We start from the raw sequence: 24,893 nt of genomic DNA on the forward strand, positions 1-24,893 counted from the left end.
CCCTCACCGGTACTCCGCCAGCCTGCGGCCGATCCCCAGCACCGCGCCCGCCGCCGCCAGCGCCGCCAGCACCCCGGCCCCCACCGGCAGCCCGCCCAGCGCCCCGCGCCCGGCGTCCGCCGCCGACCGGAACTCCGCCTGCTCGTACACCAGCGCCTGCTGCAGTCCGGCAGCCACCCGGTCGAAGGACGCGCCGGTGGAATCGCCCGCGCCGATCACCTTGGCCAGCGCCCGTTCGTAATCACCCTTGTCGTCCGCCGCCCGCGCCTCGGCGTGCCGCGCCTGCCACTGCCGCACCTGCGTCAGCGCCTCGCGCACCGGACGCCGCCCCGCCTCGTCGTCGGCCAGGGCCAGCGCCGCCCCCAGCCTGCTCTTCGCCCCCGCCGCACCGTGCTCGCCCCCGCCCGCCAGATCCGCCATCCCGGAACGGAAACCGGCCTCGTAGAAATCCTGCTGCCCCTCGGTCAGCACCGCACCGCGCGCCACCAGCGTCAGGTTCTCGTCCCCGCGCGCCTGCAGCGCATCGATCCGCGCCTCGTTGAGCACCCGCAGCGAGCGGGCACCGTGCTCATACGAACCGGTCAGCCCCGTACGCGCCACCGTATGCCCCGCCACCAGCCACAACAACACCGCAACGGACCCGGCCGTCGCCGCCAGCAGCCCCCGGTTGAACACCCGGTGGGTACGCCGGTAGAGCCGCCGCTGGGCCCATACCAGCGCACCGGTCGCCACCACCCCGGCCGCCACCGCGAACCACGGCCATGCCTTCGCCGCACCGTAGTCCTGTGCCAGCCGGTCCGTCTCCGCGTCGTACAACGCCCGTGCGGCCGGGAGGAGTTCCGTCCGCATCTGCTCATTGGCGTACCGCAGATAGGCACCGCCCAGCGGCAGCCCCTGCCGGTTGTTCGCCCGCGCCGTCTCCACCAGCCCCGTATAGCGCGGCAGCAGGCCGTTGAGCTTCGCTATCTGCGCGCCCGCGCCGTCCGAACCCCCGCTGTTCGCCGACGCCTTGACCAGGAGCGCGGAGGCCGTGGAGATATCGGTGGTGTACCGGTCACGGGTCGCCTCGCTCTCCTTGTCGCCCGCCAGGAAGCCCGCGGCGGCCGTTGTATCGGCGTCCGCCAGCGACCGGTAGATGCTCGCCGCGTCCGCCGTCAGCGGCTGGCTGCGCTCCACCACGTCGTCCGCGGCCGCCGCCCGGTCCGCGACCTGCCAGGCCGTGACCGCGCCGAACAGCACCACCAGCAGGGCCAGTACGGCTCCGGTCGCCCGCAGCCGGCCCGGCTCGGTCGTCGCCGCGGCCCGCAGCTCGTCCAGCCCCTCGGCCCAGGCCGTCCTGCGGCCCGGGACGGTCGGTGAAGCGTTGGTGGCCGACGCGTTGGTGGCCGGCACGCTGGTGGTCGACACGGAACCTCCCCCTGGGCGCTGACTTCGGGACCGGCCCCCTGCGCACAGCGCCCGGGAGCGCTCACGAGAAGGACTGGTGCATGGGCAGCAGTATGTCCGTAGCCGCTGACACACACACCGCGATTGCCCCGATCTTGTTCGGATTGCGATCCGGGGCAGGGCCCTGCCTGCCACCGGGACCGGCACCGGAGTGGGCGGGAGAGTCATCAGACATCAGGCGATGCCGGGGCATCAGGTGATGCCGGCGCCCGGCAAAGCGCCGGAGGGGGAGTGCTCTCGTGCAGTCCGTCCGCAAGGGCAGGGTGTCGCTCGTGGAGACCGCGACCGACGAGATCCGCACCCGGATCGTGAGCGGCGCCTGGCCGGTGGGCAGCCGCACCACCTACCCCCAAGCCCCCCGCAGCCACTCATAAGCCCCCGGCCCCGCTCCCGCCCGGTCCAATGTGTCGAGGGCCGCGCCCAGTACCGGTGGGGCGGTCACCACATGGGGAACGGCCTTCGGGGCACGGGCGGCCAGGAGTTGGGTGATCCGGTCGTGGAGGAGCGGGTGGCGGGCCGCCAGGACGCCGCCGCCCAGCACCACGGGGACCGGTTCGCCGAGGAGGCCGAGGCGGTCCAGGGCGATGGCGGCCAGGAGGGCGATCTCCTCCGCCTGGCGTGCCACGATGCCGCGGGCGACCGGGTCGCCGGAAGCCGCGACGGCGAAGAGGAGCGGGGTCAGTTCCTGGCGGCGGCAGCCGGGGACGGCTTGCAGATGGAGTGCCTCGATCAGTTCCAGCATGCTGGACCGGCCGAAGTGGGCGGGCAGGGCGTGGGCCAGCCCGGTCGGTTCACCGCGGCCGTCCTCGGCGCGGGCCGCGTGCCACAGCGCCTCGTCGGCGAGGTGGGCACCGCCGCCCCAGTCACCGGAGAGCCGTCCCAGGGACGGGAAGCGCGCGACGGTCCCGCCGTGGCCGAGCCCCGCGCAGTTGATGCCCGCCCCGCACACCACGGCGACGCCCACCGGCTCCCCGCCGTCCGGCAGTCCGGCCCGCAGCAGCGCGAAGGTGTCATTGCGGACGCTCACCGTGCGCGCCCACCCCCGGCCCGCGATCTCGGCGGTCAGGTCCGCCTCCTCGACGGGGAGGTCGGCGTTGGCGAGGAAGGCGGAGAGGTGCCCGACGGGGCCCGTCACCCCGGCCTGCGCCAGGGCCGACCGCACCAGGGGCGCCAGCACGTCGACCGCCCGGCCGACGCCCACCACCGGTGGCTGGAAGCCACCGCCGCGTGCCGTCCCGAGCAGTCTGCCGTCCGCGGCCACCAGCGCCACGTCGGTCTTGCTGTTGCCCGCGTCGATGGCGAGCGCCGTGCCGGTCAGGCCCACGTGAGGTGCTCCCGGTTGTGCGCGATCAGCTCGTCGGTGAGCCGGTCCGCGCGGTCGCTCTGGCCGATGAGGGGGTGGGCCAGGAGGGCGGCGAAGACGGCATTGCGCCCGCCGGCCCGGTCGGCGCCCCGGGCCCGCAGCGCGGCCTCCAGCGCGAGGTGTTCATAGGCGGTGACATGGGCGACCAGCCCGGCGTGCAGCGGTTCCAGGGGGCGTACGGGAAGGGGCGTGGCGCCCGTCGAGTCCACGGTCGCGGGTACCTCGATCACCGCGTCGTCGGGCAGGAACGGCAGGGTGCCGCGGTTGAGGGCGTTGACGACCTGGGTGTCGTGGGTGTGACGCAGGAGGGAGGAGGTGAGCGCCACCGCGGCCTCCGAGTAGAAGGCGCCGCCGCGCCGGGACAGCAGCTCCGGCTTCTCGTCGAGCGCCGGGTCGCCGTACATGCCCAGGAGCTGTTGCTCGATGGCGGCGACCTCCGCAGCGCGGGAGGGCTTGCTGCGCAACTCCCGTACGACCGCGTCGTGTCGGTAGTAGTAGCGCAGATAGTAGGAGGGGATGACGCCGAGGCGGTCGAGGAGCGGGCGGGGCAGGCGCAGCTCGCCGGCGAGGGTGTCGCCGTGTTCCGCCAGCAGCCCGGGGAGCACGTCCTCGCCCGCGACGCGTACCGCCCGCTCCCAGGTGAGGTGATTGAGGCCGACGTGGTCCAGTTCGACCTGGCCGGGGGAGACGCCCAGCAGCGCGGCGAATCTGCGCTGGAAGCCGATGGCGACATTGCACAGTCCGACGGCCTTGTGGCCGTGGGTGAGCAGCGCCCGGGTGACGATGCCGACGGGATTGGTGAAGTCGATGATCCAGGCATCGGGGTTGCGGCGGCGCACCCGGTCGGCGATGTCGAGGACGACAGGTACGGTGCGCAGCGCCTTGGCGAGGCCGCCGGCGCCGGTGGTTTCCTGGCCGACGCAGCCGCACTCCAGCGGCCAGGTCTCGTCCTGGTTGCGGGCGGCCTGGCCGCCGATGCGCAGTTGCAGCAGGACGGCGTCCGCGCCGTCGGCACCGGCGTCCAGATCGCCGGTCCAGGTGATCCGGCCCGGGTGCCCCTGCTTGGCGAAGATCCGCCGGGCCAGGCCGCCGACCAGCTCCAGCCGGTCCGCGGCCGGATCGATCAGGACGAGTTCCTCCAGCGGCAGGACGTCACGCAACCGCGCGAAACCGTCGATGAGTTCGGGGGTGTAGGTGGAGCCGCCGCCGACCACGGCGAGCTTGATGCGGCGGTGCGGGGAGCGTCCCTCGGGAGACGGCATGCGGGTTCAGCCCTTCACTCCGGTGAGCGTGACGCCTTCGACGAAGGCCTTCTGTGCGAAGAAGAAAACGAGCATGACCGGCGCCATGACCAGCAGCGTCGCGGCCATGGTGAGGTTCCAGTCGACGCTGTGCGCGCTCTTGAAGGACTCCAGCCCGTAGGAGAGCGTCCAGGAGGCCGGGTTCTGCGCGGCGTAGATCTGCGGGCCGAAGTAGTCGTTCCAGCAGGAGAAGAACTGGAAGAGGGCGATGGCGGCGATACCGGGCCTGGCCATCGGCACGATGATCTGCAGCAGGGTGCGCAGCTCCCCGCAGCCGTCGACCTTCGCCGATTCGAGGTACTCCTGCGGGATGGTCAGCAGGAACTGCCGCAGCAGAAAGATCGAGTACGCGTCGCCGAACGCCATCGGAATGATCAGCGGCCACAGCGAACCGGCCAGATGCAGCTGCTGCGCCCAGACCAGATACATCGGGATCACGATGACCTGCGGCGGCAGCATCATCGTGGAGATGACCAGGACCAGCGCGGTGCGCCGGCCGCGGAAGCGGAACTTGGCGAGGGCGTAGGCGACGGGGACGGCCGAGCAGACCGTGAAGAGGGTGCCCAGGCCCGAGTACAGCAGGGAGTTCTTCCACCAGTCCAGGAACCCGGGGGTCTCGAAGACGGTGACGTAGTGGGACCAGTTCCACTCGTGGGGCCACAACTGGCCGCTCATTGCCTGGTTGTCGCTCATGACGGACGTCAGGAAGACGAACACGAACGGCAGCACGAAGAAGAGCGCGGCGGCGACGGCGACGGTGTGCACGGCGATCCAGTGGAGCAGCCGGGTGCGACGGGCGCGGGCGGCCGGGCCGCGGGTGGTGCCGCTGCGGGCCGGGGCACGGCGCGTGGTGAGGGTCGTGGTGGTCATCTCGGATCAGTCCTCCGCCGGGAGCAGGCCGGCGCGCTTGCGCAGCAGCAGGGTGGTGACGGCCATGGCGATGACGAACAGCACGAGCGAGAGCGCACATGCCGCGCCGGTGTTGAAGTTCTGGAAGCCCAGGGAGTAGACGAGCTGCGGGACGGTGAGGGTGGAGTGGTCCGGGTAGCCGGGCTGGATGACCGTGCCGGGGCCGAGGGAGACGCCGGAGGCGAGCTTTCCGGCGACCAGCGCCTGGGTGTAGTACTGCATGGTCTGGACGACGCCGGTGACCACCGCGAACAGTACGACCGGGGTGATGGCCGGCCAGGTGACGTAGCGGAACTTCCCCCAGGCGCCCGCCCCGTCCAGCGCGGCGGCCTCGTACTGCTCCCTGGGGACGTCCAGCAGCGCCGCCATGAAGATCACCATCAGGTCGCCGATGCCCCACAGGGACAGCATGACCAGCGACGGCTTGGCCCATGCCGGGTCGTTGAACCAGGACGGCGCCCCGAGGCCGGCCGCCCCGAGGATCTTGTTGACCGGCCCGGTGCCGGGGTTGAGCAGGAAGACGAACGCCACGGTGGCGGCCACCGGGGGCGCCAGATACGGGAGAGAGAAAACCGTACGGAAGAGGCCGGCGCCCGACGTGATTTTCGTGACGAGGATGCCGATGCCCAGTCCGAAGACCACCCGCAGCGCGACCATCACCACGACCAGCCACAGGGTGTTCCACAGCGCCGGCCCGAACAGCGGCATCTGCGTCAGCACATATCTCCAGTTGCGCAGCCCCACGAAAGCCGGGGGCTGGATCTGGTTGTAATGCATGAAGGAGAAGTAGACGGTGGCGATCAGCGGATAGCCGAAGAAGACCGAGAAGCCGACGAGCCAGGGGGAGAGAAATCCGAGGATGCGCAGCCGTTCGCGGGTGCGCTTTCGCCGGAGTGCGGGAGACACGGGGGTGGTCGATGCCATGGCGGGTCTCCGTCAGTTCTGGGACTGAAGGTTGTCGGCGTCGATCTGGGCGTCGAGGCCGCGCAGGCCCTCGTCGAGATCGGGGACCTTTCCGGCCTCGACCTGATAGGAGAAGTCCTGCAGCGCGGTGACGTACTGCCCGCCGTTGTCGGACGGCGGCAGGGCCACGCTGTGCGGATTCTGCGCGATGTCGAGGAAGGTGCGGAATGCGGGATCGGCGTCCAGCCGGGGCGATTTCAGTGCCGCGCGGGTCGACGGCACGTTATGGATGGCATTGGCGAACCGCACCACCTGATCGGTGTTCACGGTCAGGAATTTCACCAGCTCCCATGCCGCGTTCTGGTGCCGGCTGCTGTGCGCGATGCCGGCGACGGTCCCGGTGAGATAGCCGCGGCCGTAGGTGTCCGCCCGGTCGTCCGGTACCGGCATCGGTGCCGTGCCCCAGGCGAAGCGGGCCTTTGCCCGGCGGAGCATCAGCCCACGCCATTCGCCGTCCATGTGCATGGCCAGCTTCTGTGTGAGAAAGGCGTTCTGCGTGGACATCTCGTCGCCGAAGGTGGTCCGGAATTTCTCCAGCGGCCCGTAGCCGCCCTGGGCGTCGGCCAACTCGCGTACGGTGGTGAAGAATTCCTTGCTCGCCGGTTCCTCGGCGAGCCGCGCCTTGCCGTTCCTGTCGAAGTATGTCGGTCCCCACTGGGCGAACATCCGGTCCGGACTGTTCTGGTAGAGCCGGAAACCGGGCATGAATCCCACCTGCTGGTACGAGCCGTCACGGGTACGCCGGGTGAGCCTTATGGCGTCCCGCTTCAGCTCGGACATGGTGTGCGGGGGCCGGGCTATTCCGGCTTTTTTGAAGGCGTCCTTGTTGTAGTACAGCCCGTAGGAATCGGCGAGCAGCGGCAGGGCGCACTGCTTTCCCTCGGCACGCGTGTAATCCAGGAGGGTCTTGGGGAAGACCTTTTCCTTGTCCACCCCGGTCTTCTTCAGGAACGGGTCGAGGTCCACCCACATCCCCGACGAGCAGTTCTGCCCCACATTGTTGGTGGTGAACGACGACACCACATCGGGTGCGTCGTCCCCGCCGGCCCGCAGCGCCTGGTTCATCGTCTCGTCGGTGACATCGGGCACCACTTTCACGGTGATGTTGCGGTGCTGTCTCTCGAAGCGGGCGACGCTGTCATCGAGGGCTTTTCTCTCGCCGGGGGTGGACCAGCCGTGCCAGAACGTGAGCGTGACCGGCTGGGCCGGATCGTCGTGCGCACTGCCGACGCCGGGGTTGGCGCAGCCGGGCACGAGCAGCCCGGCGCCGGCCAGTGCCGCCGACAACCAGGTACGCAGACGCGGAAACGGCATGGCGGACTTCCTTTACTGCGGAGTGAGTGGGGAAGTGACGCGGGGTGTACTCGGATTCTTGGGGGCAGCGGTGCGGCCGGACCGTTCACCGCGCCGTGCCCGCCGTGGTGCTCAGCCGGTGTGGAACACCGCATCGCGCGCCTGGGCGAGCGCGGTCCGTAGCGCGCCGATGAGGATCGGACGGCCGTCGATATGGCTCAGGCGCAGTGCCGGCCGGGGCAGCGCGAGTCCGGTGAACTCCTCCTCGACCAGGGCGCGCAGCACCTCCCCGCCGGCCTGGGCGACCTCGCCGGACAGCACCACCAGCCGGGGGTCGACGACCGCGACCACGGCCGCGATGCCGGTCGCCAGCCGCCGTGCGATCTCGGCCCGGACCCCGTCGTGCGCCATCGCCCCGGCGACCGTACGGACCTGTGGGGCCCCGTACTCCCGGGCCAGTTCGATCACGCTCGGCGAGCCGACGAGCCGCTGGAAGCCGCCGCCGCCGTCCGGCCGCGCGGCACTGCGGTCGCCGTCGCGGGCCAACGGGGCGCCGGGCAGCGGCATATAGCCGATCTCGCCCGCGCCGCCGGTGGCGCCGCGCAGCAGCCGGCCGCCCAGCACGATGGCGGCGCCGACCCCCTCGTCGGCCCACACCAGCACGAAGTCGTCGAAGTCCTGGGCGGCCCCGTCGTACTGCTCGGCGACCGCCGCCAGATTCACATCGTTCTCGATGGTGATCGGCGTGCCCAGCACCTCGGCCAGCTCTTCCTTGAGCGCCCGTGAGTGCCAGCCCGGCAGATGCGGCGCATAGCGCAGCCGCCCGGTCTGCGGGTCCAGTGCACCGGGTGTGCCGAGCACCGCCCCGTACAGCTGCTCGCGCCCCAGCCCGGCCTTGGCCAGCGCCCCGTCGACGGACCGCGCGACCAGCCGCGCGGTCCGGTTCGGCGCGTCGTCGGCAACGGCGCCGGTGTCGACCCGCTCCTCCCCGAGCACCTGTCCGGTGAGGTCGGCGACCGCGGCGGTGATCCCCAGTTGATCGACGGCCAGTGCGGCGATATGCGCCGCCGTCGGGTTGATCTCGTACAGCTGCGCACTGGGCCCCGGCCGCCCGGTCACATTCCCGGTCGTCCGCACCAGCCCCGCGGCCTCCAGCCGTGCCAGCAGCTGCGAGGCGGTGGGCTTCGACAGCCCGGTCAGCTCCCCGATCTGCGTACGGGTCAGCGGGCCCTGCGACACCAGCAGATCGAGTGCGGCCCGGTCGTTCATGGCCCGCAACACCCGCGGTGTCCCGGGCGTCCCCTGCGCGCGCCGCCCACCGGACATGATCGTCACCCCGTTTCGCCGGGCGGCCGGAACAACCTCCCGAGCATCCGTTAAGGCATCTGTTAAGAAACCTTCCAATTAATGCACAGGAAGGTAGGCCGCGGATCAGGGCGGCGTCAATGGATTCAACGTGGTGAGTTTGAGTGTCGCCCACACCCGCTTCCCGACTCCACCCCGCGGGCACACCCCCCACCGCTCCGCCAAAGCGGCCACCAGCAGTAACCCGCGACGCCATGAGGGAGTTCGCCCAGGACTTCGTGACGGCGGTCTTCTTCGGCTGCCGGCGCACGGAGGTCTTGTCGAGACCGGTGGGGATGTTTGAACCGCGGATGCCTGTCACGCTGTAGTGATCACCGAGTACAACCGACAGGACGCCGCCGGGACGGCCGTTCTCTGACAAGCATGGGTTGGAGGCACAGGTGACCGAGAACGCGGTGGGTGCGGTGCACGGTCGGGACGAGCGCGGACCGCAACACGACGCGCTGTTGTCTTCCGGGCTGGAATCCACACAACTCCAGGCGCTGCACGCCCTGGTGACGGAACGGAGCGTCACCGGCGCCGCCGCGCGGCTCGGGCGCAGTCAGCCGACGTTGTCGAGTGCGTTGGCGCGGTTGCGACGCCACTTCGGGGACGAACTGCTCACCCGCAGCGGCAACCACTACCGGCTGACGCGCTTCGCCGAGCAGCTGCGTCCGCTGGCGGCCACCGCGGTGGCGGCGGTGGACCGGGTGTTCGCCGCGGAGGCGGAGTTTGCCCCGGCAACCAGCTGCCGCACGTTCAGCGTGGTCTCCTCCGACCATGGGGTCGGCACGGTCGGCGCCCGCCTGGTGGCCCGGGTGGCGGACGAGGCGCCGCAGGTGTGCGTGCGGTTCGTGCCGGTCACGACGCGGGCGCTCGGCGACGAGGAGGAATACCTGCGGACGGTGGACGGTGTGTTCATGCCGCACGGCTATCTGGACCTGCCGCGCTCGATCGATCTGCACTCCGATCGGTGGGTCTGCGTGGTGGCCGCCGAGAACACGGCGGTGGGCGACCGGCTCACCATGGACGACCTGCGCACACTGCCGTGGATCGCGACCTTCGCGGACCGGCTGGGGCGCGCCGCGGCGTGGCGGCAGATGGAGCTGCTCGGTGTCATGCCACGGGTGATCGCGGTGGCCGAGTCGTTCCTGGTGGTGCCGGAACTCGTGCGGGCGTCCGGTGCGGTGGCGCTGTTGCAGGAGAAGGTGGCGGCGCTGGTCGCCGCGGGGTCCGAGTTCCGGGTGCTCGACTGCCCCTTCGACGCGGTGCCGCTGGTCGAGGCGTTCTGGTGGCATCCGGTGCACGACGACGACCCCGGCCACAGCTGGCTGCGGCACTGCCTGCACGACATCGCGACCTCCTGAAACAGGCGGCCCATAGACGTGGTCTATGGCGGGCATGGCAAAGATTGGCTTCCTTCTGGGCGTTGGCGACAGCAGGCTGAAGTGCGTCGCCGAGCGTTGCGGAGGGAAGCCGATGGCAGCCACTGTCGATGTCCACGCGCATCTGTGGGCAGCCGAGGTCGAAAGCCTCGTCGCGGGCCGGCCGGGGCACACCGACCACCTGGCGCTGGAGGCCCGGCGCCTCGGTGCCGCATCCGCCGAGGTGGGTACGGCACAACTGCGGGACCGGATCGCGCTCCTCGTCGATGTCGAGGCTCGGCTCGGCGCGATGGACGCCGCGGGAGTCGGCGCCCAGGTCGTCTCGGTCACACCGACCCAGTTCCACCACTGGATCACCGACCCCGTACTCGCCGCCGAGGTCGCCCAGGCGACCAACGAGGCCGTGGCCGGGCACTGCGTGCTCCGCCCGGACCGGCTCACCGGCCTCGGGGCGGTGCCGCAGCAGTTCCCGGAGCTGGCGCCGGCGGCGCTGGAGGACGCGGTGCTCCGGCAGGGCTTGCGTGGCATCGAGATGTCCTCGTACGCGCCGGGCCCAACGGGGCGCGCGCCGCTGGAGCTCTCCGACCGCCGCTACGACGAGTTGTGGCAGCGTGCCGTCGAGTTAGAAGCGGTGGTCTTCCTGCACCCCTGGGGGTGCACGCTCGACGATCGGCTGGCCCGCTGGTATCTGTCCAACACCGTCGGCCAGCCGGTCGAGCACGCAGTCGCACTCTCCCACGTCATCGTCGGCGGCGTACTCGACCGGTTCCCCGGACTTCGGCTGCTCGCCGCCCACGGCGGCGGCTACCTGCCCGGCATGCTGGGCCGGGCCGACCACGCCTGGGCCCACCGGCCGGAAGCCCGCACCACCGAATGCCGGCCCAGCAGCTACCTGCCAGAGCTGTTCTTCGACTCACTGGTCTACGAGCCGGAGGCATTGGTACGGCTGATCGGGCTGGCCGGCCCGGGTCACGTACTGCTCGGCTCCGATCACCCTTTCGACATGGGCGTTCACGATCCGGTCGGGCGGCTGCACGCCACCGGGCTCGACGACGCCATCATCGCGGCCGTCGCAGGCGGGAACGCCGTGCGGCTCAACCTGGCGCCCGCCCGGATGTGCCCCACACCGGTCGACCGCTGAGCGGCTCGACACCACATCCGCTCATCTGCTGAGGAAGAACCATGAACGCATCAACGGATCGCGAAATCCTGCGGTACCGGTGGTCCTCCGACGACCAGACCGACCGCTTCACCGTCGAGAACCCCGCCACCGGCATGCCCATCGTCACCCTTCAGGGTGCGGGGGAGAAGGAGGTCGACGCGGCGGTGCGCGCCGCATACGCGGGCCATCTCGGGTGGAAGGCACGCCCACCGCACGAGCGCGCGAAGTACCTGCACGCCATCGCCGCCGCCGTGCGGGAGAACGCCGACGAGATCGCCCGACTGGAGTCGAGCGACAACGGCAAGCCGGTCACCCAGGCGCGCGGGTTCGACCTTGAGGCCGCGATCGCGATCTTCGAGTTGTTCGCGGGGCTGACCACGGCGCTGCCCGGTGCGGTGCACGACGGCGGACCGATCCTCGACGTCACGACGCTGGAGCCCTACGGGGTCGTCGGGGCGATCGTGCCGTTCAACTGGCCACCGCTGCACACGGCGGGCAAGCTCGCCCCGGCGCTCGCGGTCGGGAACGCCGTCGTGCTCAAGCCGCCGGAGCAGGCGCCGCTGTCGGTGCTGAAGGTGATCGAGATCGCGCAGTCGGTGCTCCCCGACGATGTCGTGCACGCCATCCCGGGCGGCGGCGCGGTGGGCGCGGCGCTGGCGGGCCATCCGATGGTCAAGAAAGTCTCTTTCACCGGCGCCCCGACCACCGGTACCGCCGTGTTGAAGACGGTCGCGGACAACCTCACGCCCGCACTCCTCGAACTGGGCGGAAAGAACCCCCTGATCGTCTTCGACGACGCCGACCTCGACTCGGTGATCCCCTGGATCGTCGAAGGCGGCTGGTTCAACCAGGGGGAGGCGTGCACCGCGGCATCCCGCGTGCTGGTCCAGTCGAGCCGCTACGAGCAGGTCGCCCAACGGCTCGGGGCCGCGGTCCGCCGACTGAAGGTAGGTGACGGCGCGGACCCGGGCACACACGTCGGCCCGCTGGTCACCCGGCAGCAGCAACGCCGCGTGCTCGACCACCTCGACGCCGGCGTGGCCGAAGGCGCCACGATCGCCGCGCAGGCACCCTTGCCACAGCACCCGCGACTGGCCGGCGGCTGCTACGTGCGCCCGACGCTCTTCACCGGCGTGCGCCCGGACATGCGGATCGCCAGGGAGGAGATCTTCGGCCCGGTGGTCGCCCTGATCCCCTTCGACGACGAGGCCGAGGCGGTCCGGATCGCCAACGCCACCGAATTCGGCCTCGTCGCGGGCGTGTTCACCACCGACGCCGAGCGTTCGATGCGGGTCAGCCGCGCCATCGAGTGCGGAATCGTCTTCGTCAACCACTACAACCGAGCGGTCTTCGGAGCCCCCTTCGGAGGGATCGGCGCCAGCGGTTACGGCCGTGAGCACGCACGCGAAACGCTGCACGAATACGGCTACAGCAAGACCCTGCGCATCCCGACGGGCGCCGGCCCGATCCCCCGCTGGGCGCCGTCGCTGGAAGTCAGCGACGCCGAAGAAGGCACCGGAAAGTGAGCGCAACCATGACGAAGGTCGACGGGTGGGTGGATGTGCACGGCCACTTCACACCACCGACGTCCCTCCTCGTGCCACCCGCCTACTTCCCCGTCTTCGACGGCGCCGCTATCGGGCTGGTCGCCTCGGACTGCGGGGACTGCGGATTGTTGAGGGCCGAGGGGGCCGCCATCTCGGCGGCGGGGTCCGCGGCTTCCGCTTCCTCGTCCGCGGGGGCCGGGCGCGGGACGAGGTGGACGCCGGCGGCATCCAGGGCGCGCTTGATCCGCCAGCGCAGTTCGCGTTCCACGCCGGGGGCCTTGCCGGGCATGGTCTTGGCCGAGACGCTGATGGTGACCGTGTCGAGGTGCACCTCGCTCAGGCCGAGGACCTCCACCGGCTCCCAGAGCTGCTCGTTCCAGGGCTCGCCCTTGGACATCTCCTGGCCGGCGGTGGTGATGATCTCGCGGGCGTGCTCCAGGTCCTGGTCGGCGGCGATCACCACGTTGACGACGGCCGTGGACCAGCCCTGGCTGAGGTTGCCGATCCGCTTGACCTCACCGTTGCGGATGTACCAGATCGCGCCGTTGGGGCCGCGCAGCTTGGTGACGCGCAGGCCGACCTCGATGACCGTACCCGTGGCCACCCCCGCGTCGATCTCGTCGCCGACGCCGTACTGGTCCTCAAGGATCATGAAGACGCCGGAGAGGAAGTCGGTGACGAGGTTGCGGGCGCCGAAACCGATGGCGACACCGGCGACACCGGCGCTGGCCAGCAGCGGCGCCAGGTTGATCTTCAGGACGGAGAGCACCGTCAGGGCGGCGGTGCCCATGATCACGAAGGAGGCGACGCTGCGCAGCACCGACCCGATGGCTTCGGAGCGCTGCCGGCGTCTCTCGGCGTTGACGAGCAGACCGCCCAGCGCGGTGCCCTGGGCGGCGGCCACGGTGCGGTTCATCCGCTCGATGAGCTTGGTGATCGTGCGGCGGATCACATGCCGTAGCACCACCGCGATCACGATGATCAGCAAAATCTGCAGGCCGGACGTGAGCCACGTCCCCCAGTTCTCCTGCACCCAGCCGGCGGCGTTGGTGGCCTTATCCGTGGCCTCGTCGAGCGAGGTCGGGCCGGTTGAGCCGGGGGTGGCGGCGCGCAGGGGCGCGGCAGCGACCGGCGAAGCGGACCAGAACACAGTCGAACCTTCCGTGTGGGACAGCAGACCCGGGGCCTCGGTGGGATACCGGGAACCGGGCAGACCAACCACACTAACGGGGCAACGGGGGCGGTCCGCGCCCTTGTTCGGGTCGGACAGGTGGTGCGCGGTCGGGAATGAGCCGGATATGGCGGGGCTCGGCGGGGTGTGGTGGAAAACACCTCCGACCCGTTACTCGGTCATGGTGGCGCTCCCACCAGGCACCGGGGGACACTGTGGGGAGATCGTCCCGGCGCGAGCCACGCGCCGCCGGCGTACAAGGAGGCACCCGTGCCGCATGTCCTGGTCCTCAACGCGTCGTACGAGCCGCTCGGCGTCGTACCGCTCCGCCGCGCGCTCATCCTCGTACTCAATGAGAAGGCTGTCAGCCTTGAGGAGTCCGGCGCCCTGATGCACAGTGCGACCCATGTCATACCCGCCCCGAGCGTGGTCCGCTTGAAGCGGTTTGTGCGGGTGCCCTTTCGCGGCCCCGTGCCACTGACCCGCCGGGCGCTGTTCGCCCGTGACGGCGGGCGCTGTATGTACTGCGGTGGCGTCGCAACCAGCGTCGACCACGTCATCCCGCGCAGCCGCGGAGGTCAGCACACCTGGGAAAACGTCGTCGCCGCCTGCCGGCGCTGCAATCACGTCAAGGCCGACCGCCATGTCGCCGAGATCGGCTGGCGGCTGCGGCATCAGCCCGCTCCGCCGTCAGGACTGGCGTGGCGGATCATCGGCACGGGCCATCGTGACCCGCGCTGGCTGCCGTATTTGCAGCCGTACGGCGCGGATGACGCCCTGGCCCGGATCGACGCCGTATCGGCGTAGGTCCGGGTTTCTCCGTCTCTGACGGTGGCCTCGCCGCTCCCGCTCCGCCGGGGCGGACGCCGCCGGACCCTCGCCCCGTGGCCGGCCGCCGCGGTGCCGAGGGTCCCGCGGCGCCCACGACGGCAGCCCGCCCGCCGTACGGCTCACCCGTCATCCACCACGGCGGCCACCGCGCCCGCCGTATGTCTCACCCGTGGTCCGCAACCGCATATGCCTCCACCGACCACAGCGAGTAGCCGAAGCGCGTGGCCCGCCTGTCGCCCTGGATGCGGACGAAACGGGCGTCCTTGACGAGCGGCGCCGTGGAGCGGTGGCGACGGCGGGCTCCCGGCCCGGCCGGCGCCGGGCAGCCGGGCGCCGGGCGCCGGGCGCCGTGGTGATGGCGGGGGTCCCGGACGGCCGGTCGTGAACAGGGTGCGGGCGGGGGCGTGCGCGGTGCCACGGGCCGTGACGCAGGCGGTGTCACGGGCCGTGACACAGACGGTGCTGCGGGCGGTGCGCCGGGGCTCGCCGGTCCGCAGAACTTCCGTCCCGACGCCCGTTTCCTCCGCGTTCTCTGCGCCCTTGGGTGCTCCCCGCAGTGAAATCGCCTGCGTGAGGCATAATGTGACGTGGGTCACGTTTCGTGAGCAGATGCGTCTGCGATCGAGTCGAGTGGGTAGGGCCCATGTGTCCCACTACCGATGAACGGGAGGCCCTCGTGGCCGCATCCGCTCAGCTTCTCCTCGACGCCCTGTCCTCCAAACCGGGAGGTGCGACGATGGAGCGCGACATCTTCGACGGGGTGTCCGACCCCGATTCCGGTCTGGACGGCTCCGGATCCTTCAGCTTCGTCGAGCCGCCCCTGACCAGCGAGCCCCCGCTCGCCGACGCCGCCCCGCTGACCAGCGAGGTCCCGATCTCCGCCGAGCTGCCGCTGACCAGCGAGCCGACCGCCGCCGGTCTGGGTACGGAGTCCATGGAGGTCTGAGGACCCATGGGCCGCGCGCGGCTCGCCCGGCTGCACGGCATCGCCACGTCCTACGAGCCCTCGCCGGGCAGGAGCGTCCAGATCGCCGACGACACCGTCGTCGCCGTGCTCGCCGCACTGGGAGTCGATGCCTCGACCCCGCACGCCGTGCGCACCGCCCTGGCCGCGTACGAGGACGGCGCGGGCCGCGGCCTGCTTCCCCGCACCGTCGTCGCCCGCCCGGACCGCCCGCCCGGCCTCGCGCGTCTCCCCGAAGGCACCGTCCTGCGGGTGGAGACCGAGGGCGGCGGGGCCGTGGAAGACCTGGGGGTATCCGATCCGGCGGCGCTCGCCCGGCTGCCCCTGGGGGTCCATGTGCTGCACGCCCTGGCCCCCGACGGCCGCAGCGACCGGGCCCGGCTGATCGTCGCGCCCGACCGGGTGCCTGCGCCGCCCGGCCGCAGCCACGGCTTCCTGGTGCAGCTGTACTCCCTGCTGTCCCGGCAGTCCTGGGGCATGGGCGACCTCGGTGACCTCGCCGAACTCGCCGCGTGGTCCGGTCGCGCCCTGGGCACCGGCTTCGTCCAGCTCAATCCGCTGCATGCGGCCGTCCCCGGCCCGCCCACCGACCCGTCCCCCTACCGGCCCTCCTCGCGCCGCTACCCCGACCCGGTCCATCTGCGGATCGCGCACATCCCGGAGTACGCCCAGCTCACCGGCGCCGCGCGGTTACGGGCCGACGAGCTGGCCGGGCAGGCCCGTGCGCTGTGCGCCGGGGTGCTCGAAAGGGGTGCGCTGATCGACCGGGACGCGGTCTGGGCACTCAAGCGCGAGGCCCTGGAGCTGCTGTGGACGGTCCCGCTCGGTCCGGGCCGGCGGGCCGCGTACTGCGACTTCCTCGCCGAGCAGGGCGAGGCCCTGGAGGACCACGCCACCTGGTGCGCGATCGCCGAGCGGCACGGCCCCGACTGGCGCCGCTGGCCCGCCGGGCTGCGCGATCCCCGCTCCCGGGACACGGCCCGGCTGCGGCCGCAGCTGCTGGACCGGATCGACTTCCACTGCCGGCTGGTCTGGCTCACCGACCAGCAGCTGGCCGCCGCGCAGCGGGCCGCGCGAGAGGCCGGGATGGGCATCGGGCTGGTGCACGACCTCGCCGTCGGTGTCCATCCCTCCGGCGCCGACACCTGGGCGCAGCAGGACGCCTTCGCCGCCGGGATGTCCATCGGGGCGCCGCCGGACGCCTTCAACCCGCGCGGCCAGGACTGGGGCCTGCCGCCCTGGCGCCCGGACGCGCTGGCCGCCGCGGGCTACGCCCCCTACCGGGAACTGCTGCGCCAGCTGCTGCGGCACGCCGGGGCGCTGCGGATCGACCATGTGATGGGGCTGTTCCGGCTGTGGTGGGTCCCGGAGGGCCGGCCGCCGACGGAGGGCGCCTACGTCCGCTACGACGGTGAGGCGATGCTCTCGGTGCTGGCCCTGGAGGCGCACCGGGCCGGCGCCGCGGTGATCGGGGAGGACCTGGGCACCGTCGAACCGGGCGTCCGCGGCGCGCTCGCCGAACGGGGCGTCCTGGGGACCTCGGTGCTGTGGTTCGAGCGGGACTACCAGGGCGGGGGGCGGGAGACAGCAGCTGGGGGGCGGGAGACGGCAGCCGGGGGGTGGGAGACGGCAGCTGGGGGGCGGGAGACAGCACCTGAAGGGCGGGAGACAGCACCTGAAGGGCAGGAGGCAGCGGCCGGGGAACGGGAGGACGCGGACCGGCGCAGGGGCAGGGACGGGGCCGGGGCGCCGCCGGAGTCCGCCCCGCAGTCCGTCCCGGAACCTGCCCCGCAGTCCGCCCCGCAGTCCGCTCCGGAGTCCGCTCCGGAGCCCGCCCGGAAGGCCGCCCCCGAGTCCGTCGCCGTGGCCCGCATCCTGGCGCCCGAGGAGTGGCGCAGCGCCTGTCTGGCCACCGTCACCACCCACGATCTGCCGCCCACCGCGGCCCGGCTGGCCGGCGAGGACGTCGCGCTGCGCGAACGGCTCGGACTGCTCGCCGGGCCGCCGGAGCGCGAGCGCTCCCGCGCCCGGTACGAACGCGCCGAGTGGCTGCGGGAGTTGGTGCGGCGCGGTCTGCTGCCCGAAGGGGCGGGCGACGAAGAGGCGGCGGTCAAGGCCGTACACCGCTTTCTGCTGCGCACCCCGGCGCGGATGGTGGGCGTCTGGCTGCCCGACGCGGTGGGGGACCGGCGCCCGCAGAACCTCCCCGGGACATGGGATGAATACCCGAACTGGCGCCTTCCGATTGCCGGCCCCGACGGGCGTCCGCAGACCCTGGAAGAGCTGGCCGCCTCGCCCCGTCTGCATGCGCTGATGCGGGAACTGTCCGACGGGCAGCGGCAGTCCGCTGCCGCGGACCGGTTCCGGGCCCCGGGCGCAGCTGATGGACCTCCATGAGAAGCGGGTGAGCGCTTCTGGGTACAGGCGCGGACCGGCGGGGCACGGACGAGTGTCGCCCGGGGCACGGCCATCGGGCACCGGCGGATCCCGGCGCCGGTGGCCGCGGACGCCGTGCGGGTCACCCGTCGGGGAATCCCGCGGGCCGGTCCGGCTCGCGGGGGTGACGCCGCACCGGAGCCGGGCCGTGGACGGCCGGGCCGGCCCGGCCCGGCCGGGGCCGCAGGTTGTGCCACCCCGGGCGCGCGGGGCGGCAGGGCGTCCGATACGTTGACTTCGTGAGCAACAAGGTCAATAAGAATGTCCTGCGCGCCGGAACCATCACGGCCGGCACCGCGCTGATGCTGCTGATGTCGTCCCCCGCGTTTGCGCTCACCCGCGACGATGGTGACGACCCGGGTCCGGGCCTGAGCGTGATCCAGACGCTCGGCCTCTATGTCGCTGCACCCATCGTGCTGTTCCTGATCATCGCCGGGCTGGTCGTCGCGAGCGACAAGTCCCGCAAGCAGGCCAAGTCCAAGGGCTGACGCCGGGCACCAGCGACACCTTCGGGGCGCCCTTCGGTCACAGGACCGAGGGGCGCCCTTCGTCGTGTCCGGCCGGGGGAAGCGTCCCCGGCCAGGGCGCCCACCGGTGACAAGAACCGGTGGGCGCCCTTTGTCGTACCCGGATATTTCCGCGGGTGGAAAAGGGGTTGCGAGGCGGCTATCGAGCGCTTTTCGGCCGGTTTGAACGGGGGGTGATGTTTAACCGGCCCTAACCTACGATGACGTAACCTACGGGTCCGTAGGTCAAACCTACGGACCCGTAGGTCATCGTCCCCAGGAGTTCCCCCGTGACCATCGCCCCCGCCCGCCATAACGGAGAGCTCGGCCAGGCCGCCTGGAGCGACGCCCAGCTGCTCTATGCGCTCGAAGAGGTCGTCGAGAAGGAACTCAACCGCCATCTGAAGATCGCCAAGGACTGGATGCCCCACGAGTACGTGCCGTGGAGCGACGGGCGCAACTTCCCCGGGCCGCTGGACGGCGACGCCTGGGACCCCGAGCAGTCCAAGGTCAGTGACATCGGCCGGATCGCCCTCGTGGTCAACCTCCTCACCGAGGACAACCTCCCCAGCTACCACCACGAGATCGCCAGCCTCTTCGGCCGCGACGGCGCCTGGGGCACCTGGGTGCACCGCTGGACCGCCGAGGAGGGCCGGCACGGCATCGTGATGCGCGACTACCTGCTCACCAGCCGGGCCGTCGACCCGGACGAGCTGGAGCGGTTCCGCATGGCGCACATGTCGGAGGGCTTCGAGTCCGACAACGGGCACAGCATGCTGCACTCGGTGGCGTACGTCGCCTTCCAGGAGCTGGCCACCCGGATCTCGCACCGCAACACCGGCCACCACTCCGGCGACCCGGTCTGCGACCGGATGCTGGCCCGGATCGCCACCGACGAGAACCTCCACATGGTCTTCTACCGCAACCTCCTCGGTGCGGCCTTCGAGATGGCGCCCGACCAGACCATGTGCGCGGTGCGCGATGTCGTCACCGGCTTCCGGATGCCGGGCCACGGCATGCCCGGCTTCGAGCGCTCGGCCGCCCGGATGGCCATCGGCGGGATCTACAACCTGCGCATCCACCACGACGATGTGCTGCAGCCGGTGCTGCGCCATCTGAAGGTGCTGGAGATCGGCGGGCTGGGCCCGGCCGGGCTGGCGGCGCAGGAGGAGCTGGGCCTGTACATGGACGGGCTGGACGGCCAGGCGCGGAAGTTCGACGAGCGCCAGGCCGCCCTCCTCGCCCGCCGCGAGGCCAACCGCCGCGGCTGACCCGGCCGGCTCGCTCTCCCGCCGCCTGCGGGCGGGTGGCCGCGGCGGCGGGTGCGTACGCTGCCCGCATGGCCGACTGGGACCTCAAGAAGCTGCGCATCCTGCGCACCCTCCAAGAGCTGGGCACGGTCACCGCGACCGCCGAGGCGCTGCACATGACGCCCTCGGCGGTCTCCCAGCAGCTGACCGGGCTCGCCAGGGCGCTGGGGGTCACGCTCCTGGAGGCCCACGGCCGGCGGGTACGGCTGACCGGCGCCGCGCAGCTGGTGCTGCGGCACGCCGAGGCGGTCTTCGCCCAGCTGGAGCGCGCGGACGCGGACCTGCTGGGCTACCTCCAGGGCGAGGCGGGCCAGGTGCGGGTCGGCGCGTTCTCCACCGCCATCCCCGCGCTGGTGGTCCCGGCCGTACAGGAACTGCGCCGTACGCACCCGGGGCTGTCGGTCGCCGTACGCGAGGCGGAGGCGGAGGCCGCCTACGAGCTGCTGGCGGAGGGGAGCGTCGACCTGGCGCTGTCGCTGGCGGCGCACGCCCCCACCCCGCGCGACCCCAAGTTCAGCCGGGTCTCGCTGCTCGCCGACCCGCTGGACGTGGCGCTGCCGGCCGGCCATCCGCTGGCCGCGGAGCCGGGGCTGCGGCTGGCCGATCTGGCGGACGAGCCCTGGATCTTCGGCAGCAGCGGACCCTGGTCGCAGATCACCACCACCGCCTGCGAAAACGCCGGCTTCGTGCCCGAGCAGGCGCATGCCGCCGCCGACTGGAGCGCGATCTGGGCCATGGTCGCGGCGGGGATGGGGGTGGCGCTGGTGCCCCGGATGGCGATGGCGGGCGGCCTCGGCACCGTCGGGCACGGTGCGGGGGAGCGCGGCGTACGGGCGGAACCGCGCGGCGGCAAGGTGGCGCTGCGGGTGCTGCACGCCGACCAGCCGCGCCGCCATGTGATCGCCGCCGCCCGGCGCGGCTCCGAAGGGGCGCCGGGGCCGGCCCGGGTGCTGGCCGCGCTCCGGCAGGCGGCCGCCGGCCAGACACCGGAGGGCCCCATCGTTCAGCCCAGCTGAACGTATTCCTCAAAAACTTTCGATGGACCTGAGGGGTGGCCCGCTGCGACCGTGGAGCGGACCGCACCTCCCGCCCCGTCGAAAGGCAACGATGACCCCCCAGCCGGCCGCCGACACCACTGATCCGCACGCCAACGACGCGAACCCCTACGGTGGCGGAGACCCCTACGCCGACTACCGCGGCGGGGACTTCCCCTTCACGTCGCTGATCGATCTCGCCGACCGCCGCTTCGGCGCCGGGGTGACCGCCGCGAACGACGAGTTCTTCGCCGAGCGCGAGAACCTGCTCAAGCCGGGCCCGGCGGTCTTCGACCCCGAGCACTTCGGCCACAAGGGCAAGATCATGGACGGCTGGGAGACCCGGCGCCGCCGTGGCGCCGACGGCGAGCACCCCTTCCCGGCCGACGACGCGCACGACTGGGCGCTGATCCGCCTCGCCGCCCCCGGCGTGATCCACGGGGTCGTCGTCGACACCGCCCACTTCCGCGGCAACTACCCGCAGCAGGTCAGCCTCGAGGCCACCGCGCTCCCCGGCAGCCCCGGGCCCGAGGAGCTGCTCGCCGACGAGGTGGAGTGGGAGGAGCTGGTCCCGCGCACCCCCGTCCGCGGCCACGCCGCCAACGGCTTCGAGGTCACCGTGCAGCGCCGCTTCACCCACCTGCGGCTCAAGCAGCACCCCGACGGCGGCATAGCCCGCCTGAGGGTCCACGGCGAGGTCGTGCCGGACCCGGCGTGGCTCGATGCGCTCGGCACCCTCGACCTGGCCTCCGTCATGCACGGCGGCACCGTCGAGGACGCCTCCGACCGCTTCTACTCCTCGCCCGCCCAGATCATCCAGCCCGATCTGTCCCGCAAGATGGACGACGGCTGGGAGAACCGCCGCCGCCGGGTCAAGGGCACCCACGACTGGGTCCGCTTCCGTCTCGCCGCGCAGGGCGAGATCCGTGCCGTGGAGATCGACACCGCCTACCTCAAGGGCAACTCCGCGGGCTGGGCCGCCCTGTACGGGTGCGACGGCGACCCCTGTGACCAGGCCTCCTGGTACGAGATCCTGCCGAAGACGAAGCTCCAGCCCGATACCCCGCACCGCTTCGTGCTGCCGCGGACCGCCACCGCCACCCACGTACGGCTCGACGTCTTCCCCGACGGCGGTCTCGCGCGGATGCGCCTGCACGGTGCGCTCACCGAGGCCGGCCGCGCCGCCCTCGTCCGCCGCTTCGACGCACTCGGCGGCTGAGCCGTACCACGTGCTTCCGCCGGGCCCCGGGGGAGGGACGGGGCCCGGCGGATGCGTTCCTCAAGGCCGGTCAGGCCGCCGCGTCGGCCCGCTGCGCCTTCTGCGCCCGCTCGATCCCGGCCCGCGACTCGGTCATCAGCCGGCGCAGCGCCGCACTCGGCGCGGCCGAGGCCAGCCAGGCGTCCGTGGCGTCGAGCGTCTCCTGCGAGACCTGCAGCGCCGGGTAGAGACCCACCGCGACCTGCTGGGCCATCTCATGGCTGCGGGAGTTCCAGATGTCCTTCACGGTGGCGAAGTACTTCGCGGTGTACGGCGCCAGCAGCTCCCGCTGGTCGGTCTGCACAAAGCCGCCGATGACCGCCTCCTGCAGGGAGTTGGGGAGCTGGTCGGACTCCACCACCGAGGCCCAGGCCTCGGCCTTGGCCTCGGCCGTCGGACGTGCCGCGCGGGCCGTCGCGGCATACCGCTCGCCCGCCGAGGTCTTGTCCCGCTCCAGCTCCGCCGCGATGGCCTTCTCGTCCGCCCGCCCGGTGGCGGCCAGCCGCTGGAGCAGCGTCCAGCGCAGATCGGTGTCCACGGCGAGCCCAGGAATCTCCTCGGTCCCGTCCAGCAGGCCCTGCAGCAGGTCGAGCTGACCGTCCGTACGGGCCGTGGCGGCGAACGCACGGGCCCAGGCGAGCTGGTGGTCGCTGCCCGGCTCGGCCGCCCGCAGCTGCTCCAGGGCCGCCGCGGTCCAGGTCGTCAGGCCTGTCTCGCGCCACTCCGCAGCCGCGTACAGGTCCAGTGCCAGCTTCACCTGGCGGTGCAGCGACTGGACGACGCCGATGTCCGACTCCTTGCCGATGCCGGACAGCACCAGCGACAGATAGTCGCGGGCGGCCAGTTCGCCGTCCCGCGTCATGTCCCAGGCCGATGCCCACGACAGGGCGCGCGGCAGCGACTCGGTGAAGTCGCCCAGGTGCTCGGTGACGACCTTCAGCGACTCCTCGTCCAGCCGGACCTTGGCGTAGGACAGGTCGTCGTCGTTGAGCAGGACGACGGCGGGCCGCCGGGTGCCCACCAGCTGCGGTACGGGGGTCAGGGCGCCGTCCACGTCCAGTTCGATCCGCTCGGTGCGGACCAGCTTCCCGCCCTGCAGCTCATAGGCGCCGATCGCGATCCGGTGCGGCCGCAGCACCCCACGCGGCGGAGCCGCATCATCGGACACCGTGCCCTTGGCGCCGGCCGGCAGCGCCGGGGCCTCCTGCCGCACCGCGAAGGAGGTGATCACGCCCTCGGCGTCCACCTCGATCTCCGGGCGCAGGATGTTGATCCCGGCCGTCTCCAGCCACTTCTTCGACCAGGTCTTCAGATCCCGGCCGCTGGTCTCCTCCAGCGCGCCGAGCAGGTCCGACAGCCGGGTGTTGCCGTACGCGTGCGCCTTGAAGTACGCCTGTACGCCCTGGAAGAACTCGTCCATGCCGACGTAGGCCACCAGCTGCTTGAGCACGCTGGCGCCCTTGGCGTAGGTGATGCCGTCGAAGTTGACCAGCACATCGTCGAGGTCGTTGATCTCGGCCATGATCGGGTGGGTCGAGGGCAGCTGGTCCTGCCGGTAGGCCCAGGTCTTCATGGAGTTGGCGAACGTGGTCCACGAATGCGGCCACTTCGAGCCGGGGGCGTAGGCCTGGCAGGCGATCGAGGTGTAGGTGGCGAACGACTCGTTCAGCCACAGGTCGTTCCACCACTCCATGGTGACCAGGTCGCCGAACCACATGTGGGCCAGCTCGTGCAGAATCGTCTCCGCGCGCACCTCGTACGCCGCGTCCGTCACCTTCGACCGGAAGACGTACTGGTCGCGGATGGTCACCGCGCCCGCGTTCTCCATCGCGCCGGCATTGAACTCCGGCACGAAGAGCTGGTCGTACTTCTCGAACGGGTAGGCGTAGTCGAACTTCTCCTGGAACCAGTCGAAGCCCTGCCGGGTGACCGCGAAGATCTCCTCCGCGTCCAGGTGCTCGGCCAGCGACGGCCGGCAGTAGATGCCCAGCGGCACCGTCCGGCCGTCCTTCTCGTACGAGCTGTGCACGCTGTGGTAAGGACCGGCGATCAGCGCCGTGATGTAGGTCGAGATCCGCGGCGTCGGGGCGAAGCGCCAGATGTTTTCGCCGGGCTCCGGCGTCGGCGAATTGGAGATCACCGTCCAGCCCTCCGGGGCCTTCACGGTGAACTGGAACGTCGCCTTCAGATCCGGCTGTTCGAAGGACGCGTACACCCGCCGCGCGTCCGGCACCTCGAACTGTGTGTACAGATAGGCCTGCTGGTCCACCGGGTCGACAAAGCGGTGCAGTCCCTCACCGGTGTTGGTGTAGGCGCAGTCCGCCACCACCGTCAGCTCATTGCGGCCGGCCCGCAGCCCCGGCAGGGCGATCCGCGAGTCCTTGAACACCTCGCCCGGATCCAGCGCCTCGCCGTTGAGCACCACCTCGCGCACGGCCGGCGCGACCAGGTCGATGAAGGAGTCCGCGCCCGCCTCGGCCACATCGAACCGCACCGTCGTCACCGACCGGTACGTGCCACCCCCGCTCTCGGCGTCGCCCGGGGTACCCCCCTCCTGCGCGCCGGAGAGGTCGAGATCGATCTCATACGCATCCACGGTCAGCAGGCGCGCCCGCTGCTGCGCCTCGTCGCGGGTCAGATTCGTGCCAGGCACCAGGTCATCTCCTCGTA

General features: G+C 71.7%; 20 protein-coding genes. 11 read left to right on the forward strand and 9 right to left on the reverse strand.

The window, feature by feature from the left end; genetic code table 11:
• Positions 1–3 precede the first annotated feature (3 nt).
• Positions 4–1,407 carry a hypothetical protein gene (locus ACWGJY_RS28885; protein ID WP_453263801.1) on the reverse strand — a complete coding sequence of 468 codons (1,404 nt, stop codon included), beginning with the start codon at positions 1,405–1,407 and terminating at the stop codon, positions 4–6.
• 278 nt (positions 1,408–1,685) lie between these two features.
• Between ACWGJY_RS28885 and ACWGJY_RS28890 the strand changes: the two genes are divergently transcribed.
• Positions 1,686–1,820: a hypothetical protein gene (locus ACWGJY_RS28890; protein WP_453263802.1), complete on the forward strand. Its 135-nt coding sequence runs from the start codon at positions 1,686–1,688 to the stop codon at positions 1,818–1,820.
• Here ACWGJY_RS28890 and ACWGJY_RS28895 read toward each other — a convergent pair.
• The 6 genes from ACWGJY_RS28895 to ACWGJY_RS28920 all read right to left on the reverse strand — a co-directional run bounded on the left by ACWGJY_RS28895 (position 1,790) and on the right by ACWGJY_RS28920 (position 8,544).
• Positions 1,790–2,770 (reverse strand): N-acetylglucosamine kinase, encoded by a 981-nt coding sequence (locus ACWGJY_RS28895; protein ID WP_453263803.1) that lies wholly within the window; start codon positions 2,768–2,770, stop codon positions 1,790–1,792. The two genes, ACWGJY_RS28890 and ACWGJY_RS28895, sit on opposite strands and share 31 nt — an antisense overlap.
• Positions 2,761–4,035: a 6-phospho-beta-glucosidase gene (locus tag ACWGJY_RS28900; RefSeq protein WP_453263826.1), complete on the reverse strand. Its 1,275-nt coding sequence runs from the start codon at positions 4,033–4,035 to the stop codon at positions 2,761–2,763. The genes ACWGJY_RS28895 and ACWGJY_RS28900 overlap by 10 nt, the downstream gene beginning before the upstream one ends.
• 42 nt (positions 4,036–4,077) lie before the next feature.
• Positions 4,078–4,980 carry a carbohydrate ABC transporter permease gene (locus ACWGJY_RS28905; protein WP_453263804.1) on the reverse strand — a complete coding sequence of 301 codons (903 nt, stop codon included), beginning with the start codon at positions 4,978–4,980 and terminating at the stop codon, positions 4,078–4,080.
• Between the two features lie 6 nt (positions 4,981–4,986).
• Positions 4,987–5,943, reverse strand: coding sequence for a carbohydrate ABC transporter permease (locus ACWGJY_RS28910; RefSeq protein ID WP_453263805.1), 957 nt, complete (start codon positions 5,941–5,943; stop codon positions 4,987–4,989).
• Between the two features lie 12 nt (positions 5,944–5,955).
• Entirely contained in the window at positions 5,956–7,296 is a 1,341-nt protein-coding gene (locus ACWGJY_RS28915) for an ABC transporter substrate-binding protein (RefSeq protein ID WP_453263806.1), read from the reverse strand.
• Between the two features lie 111 nt (positions 7,297–7,407).
• Positions 7,408–8,544, reverse strand: a complete 1,137-nt coding sequence (locus tag ACWGJY_RS28920) for an ROK family transcriptional regulator (protein ID WP_453263807.1) — start codon at positions 8,542–8,544, stop codon at positions 7,408–7,410.
• A 476-nt stretch (positions 8,545–9,020) separates the two neighbouring features.
• Here ACWGJY_RS28920 and ACWGJY_RS28925 point away from each other — a divergent pair, with 476 nt between their 5' ends.
• From ACWGJY_RS28925 to ACWGJY_RS28935, 3 genes are all read left to right on the forward strand, one after another.
• Entirely contained in the window at positions 9,021–9,986 is a 966-nt protein-coding gene (locus ACWGJY_RS28925; protein WP_453263808.1) for a LysR family transcriptional regulator, read from the forward strand.
• A 112-nt stretch (positions 9,987–10,098) separates the two neighbouring features.
• Complete coding sequence (locus tag ACWGJY_RS28930; protein ID WP_453263809.1) at positions 10,099–11,145, forward strand: amidohydrolase family protein; 1,047 nt, start codon at positions 10,099–10,101, stop codon at positions 11,143–11,145.
• 41 nt (positions 11,146–11,186) lie between these two features.
• The gene (locus tag ACWGJY_RS28935; RefSeq protein WP_453263810.1) at positions 11,187–12,692 is read left to right on the forward strand and encodes an aldehyde dehydrogenase family protein; all 1,506 of its coding nucleotides are present in this window, start codon (positions 11,187–11,189) and stop codon (positions 12,690–12,692) included.
• Positions 12,693–12,774: 82 nt separating this feature from the next.
• Here the strand turns inward: ACWGJY_RS28935 and ACWGJY_RS28940 are convergent, their stop codons facing one another.
• Positions 12,775–13,863 carry a mechanosensitive ion channel family protein gene (locus ACWGJY_RS28940; RefSeq protein ID WP_453263811.1) on the reverse strand — a complete coding sequence of 363 codons (1,089 nt, stop codon included), beginning with the start codon at positions 13,861–13,863 and terminating at the stop codon, positions 12,775–12,777.
• Between the two features lie 291 nt (positions 13,864–14,154).
• Here ACWGJY_RS28940 and ACWGJY_RS28945 point away from each other — a divergent pair, with 291 nt between their 5' ends.
• From ACWGJY_RS28945 to alc, 7 genes are all read left to right on the forward strand, one after another.
• On the forward strand, positions 14,155–14,691 hold the full coding sequence (locus ACWGJY_RS28945) for an HNH endonuclease (protein ID WP_006605595.1): 537 nt from the start codon (positions 14,155–14,157) through the stop codon (positions 14,689–14,691).
• A gap of 700 nt (positions 14,692–15,391) precedes the next feature.
• Entirely contained in the window at positions 15,392–15,661 is a 270-nt protein-coding gene (locus ACWGJY_RS28950) for a hypothetical protein (protein WP_453263812.1), read from the forward strand.
• Between the two features lie 6 nt (positions 15,662–15,667).
• Positions 15,668–18,076, forward strand: a complete 2,409-nt coding sequence (gene malQ, locus ACWGJY_RS28955) for a 4-alpha-glucanotransferase (RefSeq protein WP_453263813.1) — start codon at positions 15,668–15,670, stop codon at positions 18,074–18,076.
• Positions 18,077–18,354: 278 nt separating this feature from the next.
• A complete protein-coding gene (locus ACWGJY_RS28960; protein WP_453263814.1) occupies positions 18,355–18,603 on the forward strand; it encodes a hypothetical protein in 249 nt (82 codons plus the stop codon).
• 308 nt (positions 18,604–18,911) lie between these two features.
• Entirely contained in the window at positions 18,912–19,892 is a 981-nt protein-coding gene (locus ACWGJY_RS28965; protein WP_453263815.1) for an acyl-ACP desaturase, read from the forward strand.
• Between the two features lie 68 nt (positions 19,893–19,960).
• The gene (locus ACWGJY_RS28970) at positions 19,961–20,947 is read left to right on the forward strand and encodes a LysR family transcriptional regulator (protein WP_453263816.1); all 987 of its coding nucleotides are present in this window, start codon (positions 19,961–19,963) and stop codon (positions 20,945–20,947) included.
• 91 nt (positions 20,948–21,038) lie between these two features.
• Complete coding sequence (gene alc, locus ACWGJY_RS28975) at positions 21,039–22,184, forward strand: allantoicase (RefSeq protein ID WP_453263817.1); 1,146 nt, start codon at positions 21,039–21,041, stop codon at positions 22,182–22,184.
• A gap of 70 nt (positions 22,185–22,254) precedes the next feature.
• Here alc and pepN read toward each other — a convergent pair whose 3' ends face one another.
• The gene (gene pepN, locus ACWGJY_RS28980) at positions 22,255–24,876 is read right to left on the reverse strand and encodes an aminopeptidase N (protein ID WP_453263818.1); all 2,622 of its coding nucleotides are present in this window, start codon (positions 24,874–24,876) and stop codon (positions 22,255–22,257) included.
• Positions 24,877–24,893: the final 17 nt, after the last annotated feature.

The sequence above is a fragment of the Streptomyces sp. NPDC054765 genome (assembly GCF_053612065.1).

Coding starts and splice junctions, on each gene's coding strand:
- ACWGJY_RS28905 (WP_453263804.1), bottom strand. CDS start 4,980: ATGACCACCACGACCCTCACCACGCGCCGTGCCCCGGCCCGCAGCGGC.
- ACWGJY_RS28910 (WP_453263805.1), bottom strand. CDS start 5,943: ATGGCATCGACCACCCCCGTGTCTCCCGCACTCCGGCGAAAGCGCACC.
- ACWGJY_RS28915 (WP_453263806.1), bottom strand. CDS start 7,296: ATGCCGTTTCCGCGTCTGCGTACCTGGTTGTCGGCGGCACTGGCCGGC.
- ACWGJY_RS28920 (WP_453263807.1), bottom strand. CDS start 8,544: ATGAACGACCGGGCCGCACTCGATCTGCTGGTGTCGCAGGGCCCGCTG.
- ACWGJY_RS28930 (WP_453263809.1), top strand. CDS start 10,099: ATGGCAGCCACTGTCGATGTCCACGCGCATCTGTGGGCAGCCGAGGTC.
- ACWGJY_RS28935 (WP_453263810.1), top strand. CDS start 11,187: ATGAACGCATCAACGGATCGCGAAATCCTGCGGTACCGGTGGTCCTCC.
- malQ (WP_453263813.1), top strand. CDS start 15,668: ATGGGCCGCGCGCGGCTCGCCCGGCTGCACGGCATCGCCACGTCCTAC.
- ACWGJY_RS28970 (WP_453263816.1), top strand. CDS start 19,961: ATGGCCGACTGGGACCTCAAGAAGCTGCGCATCCTGCGCACCCTCCAA.
- alc (WP_453263817.1), top strand. CDS start 21,039: ATGACCCCCCAGCCGGCCGCCGACACCACTGATCCGCACGCCAACGAC.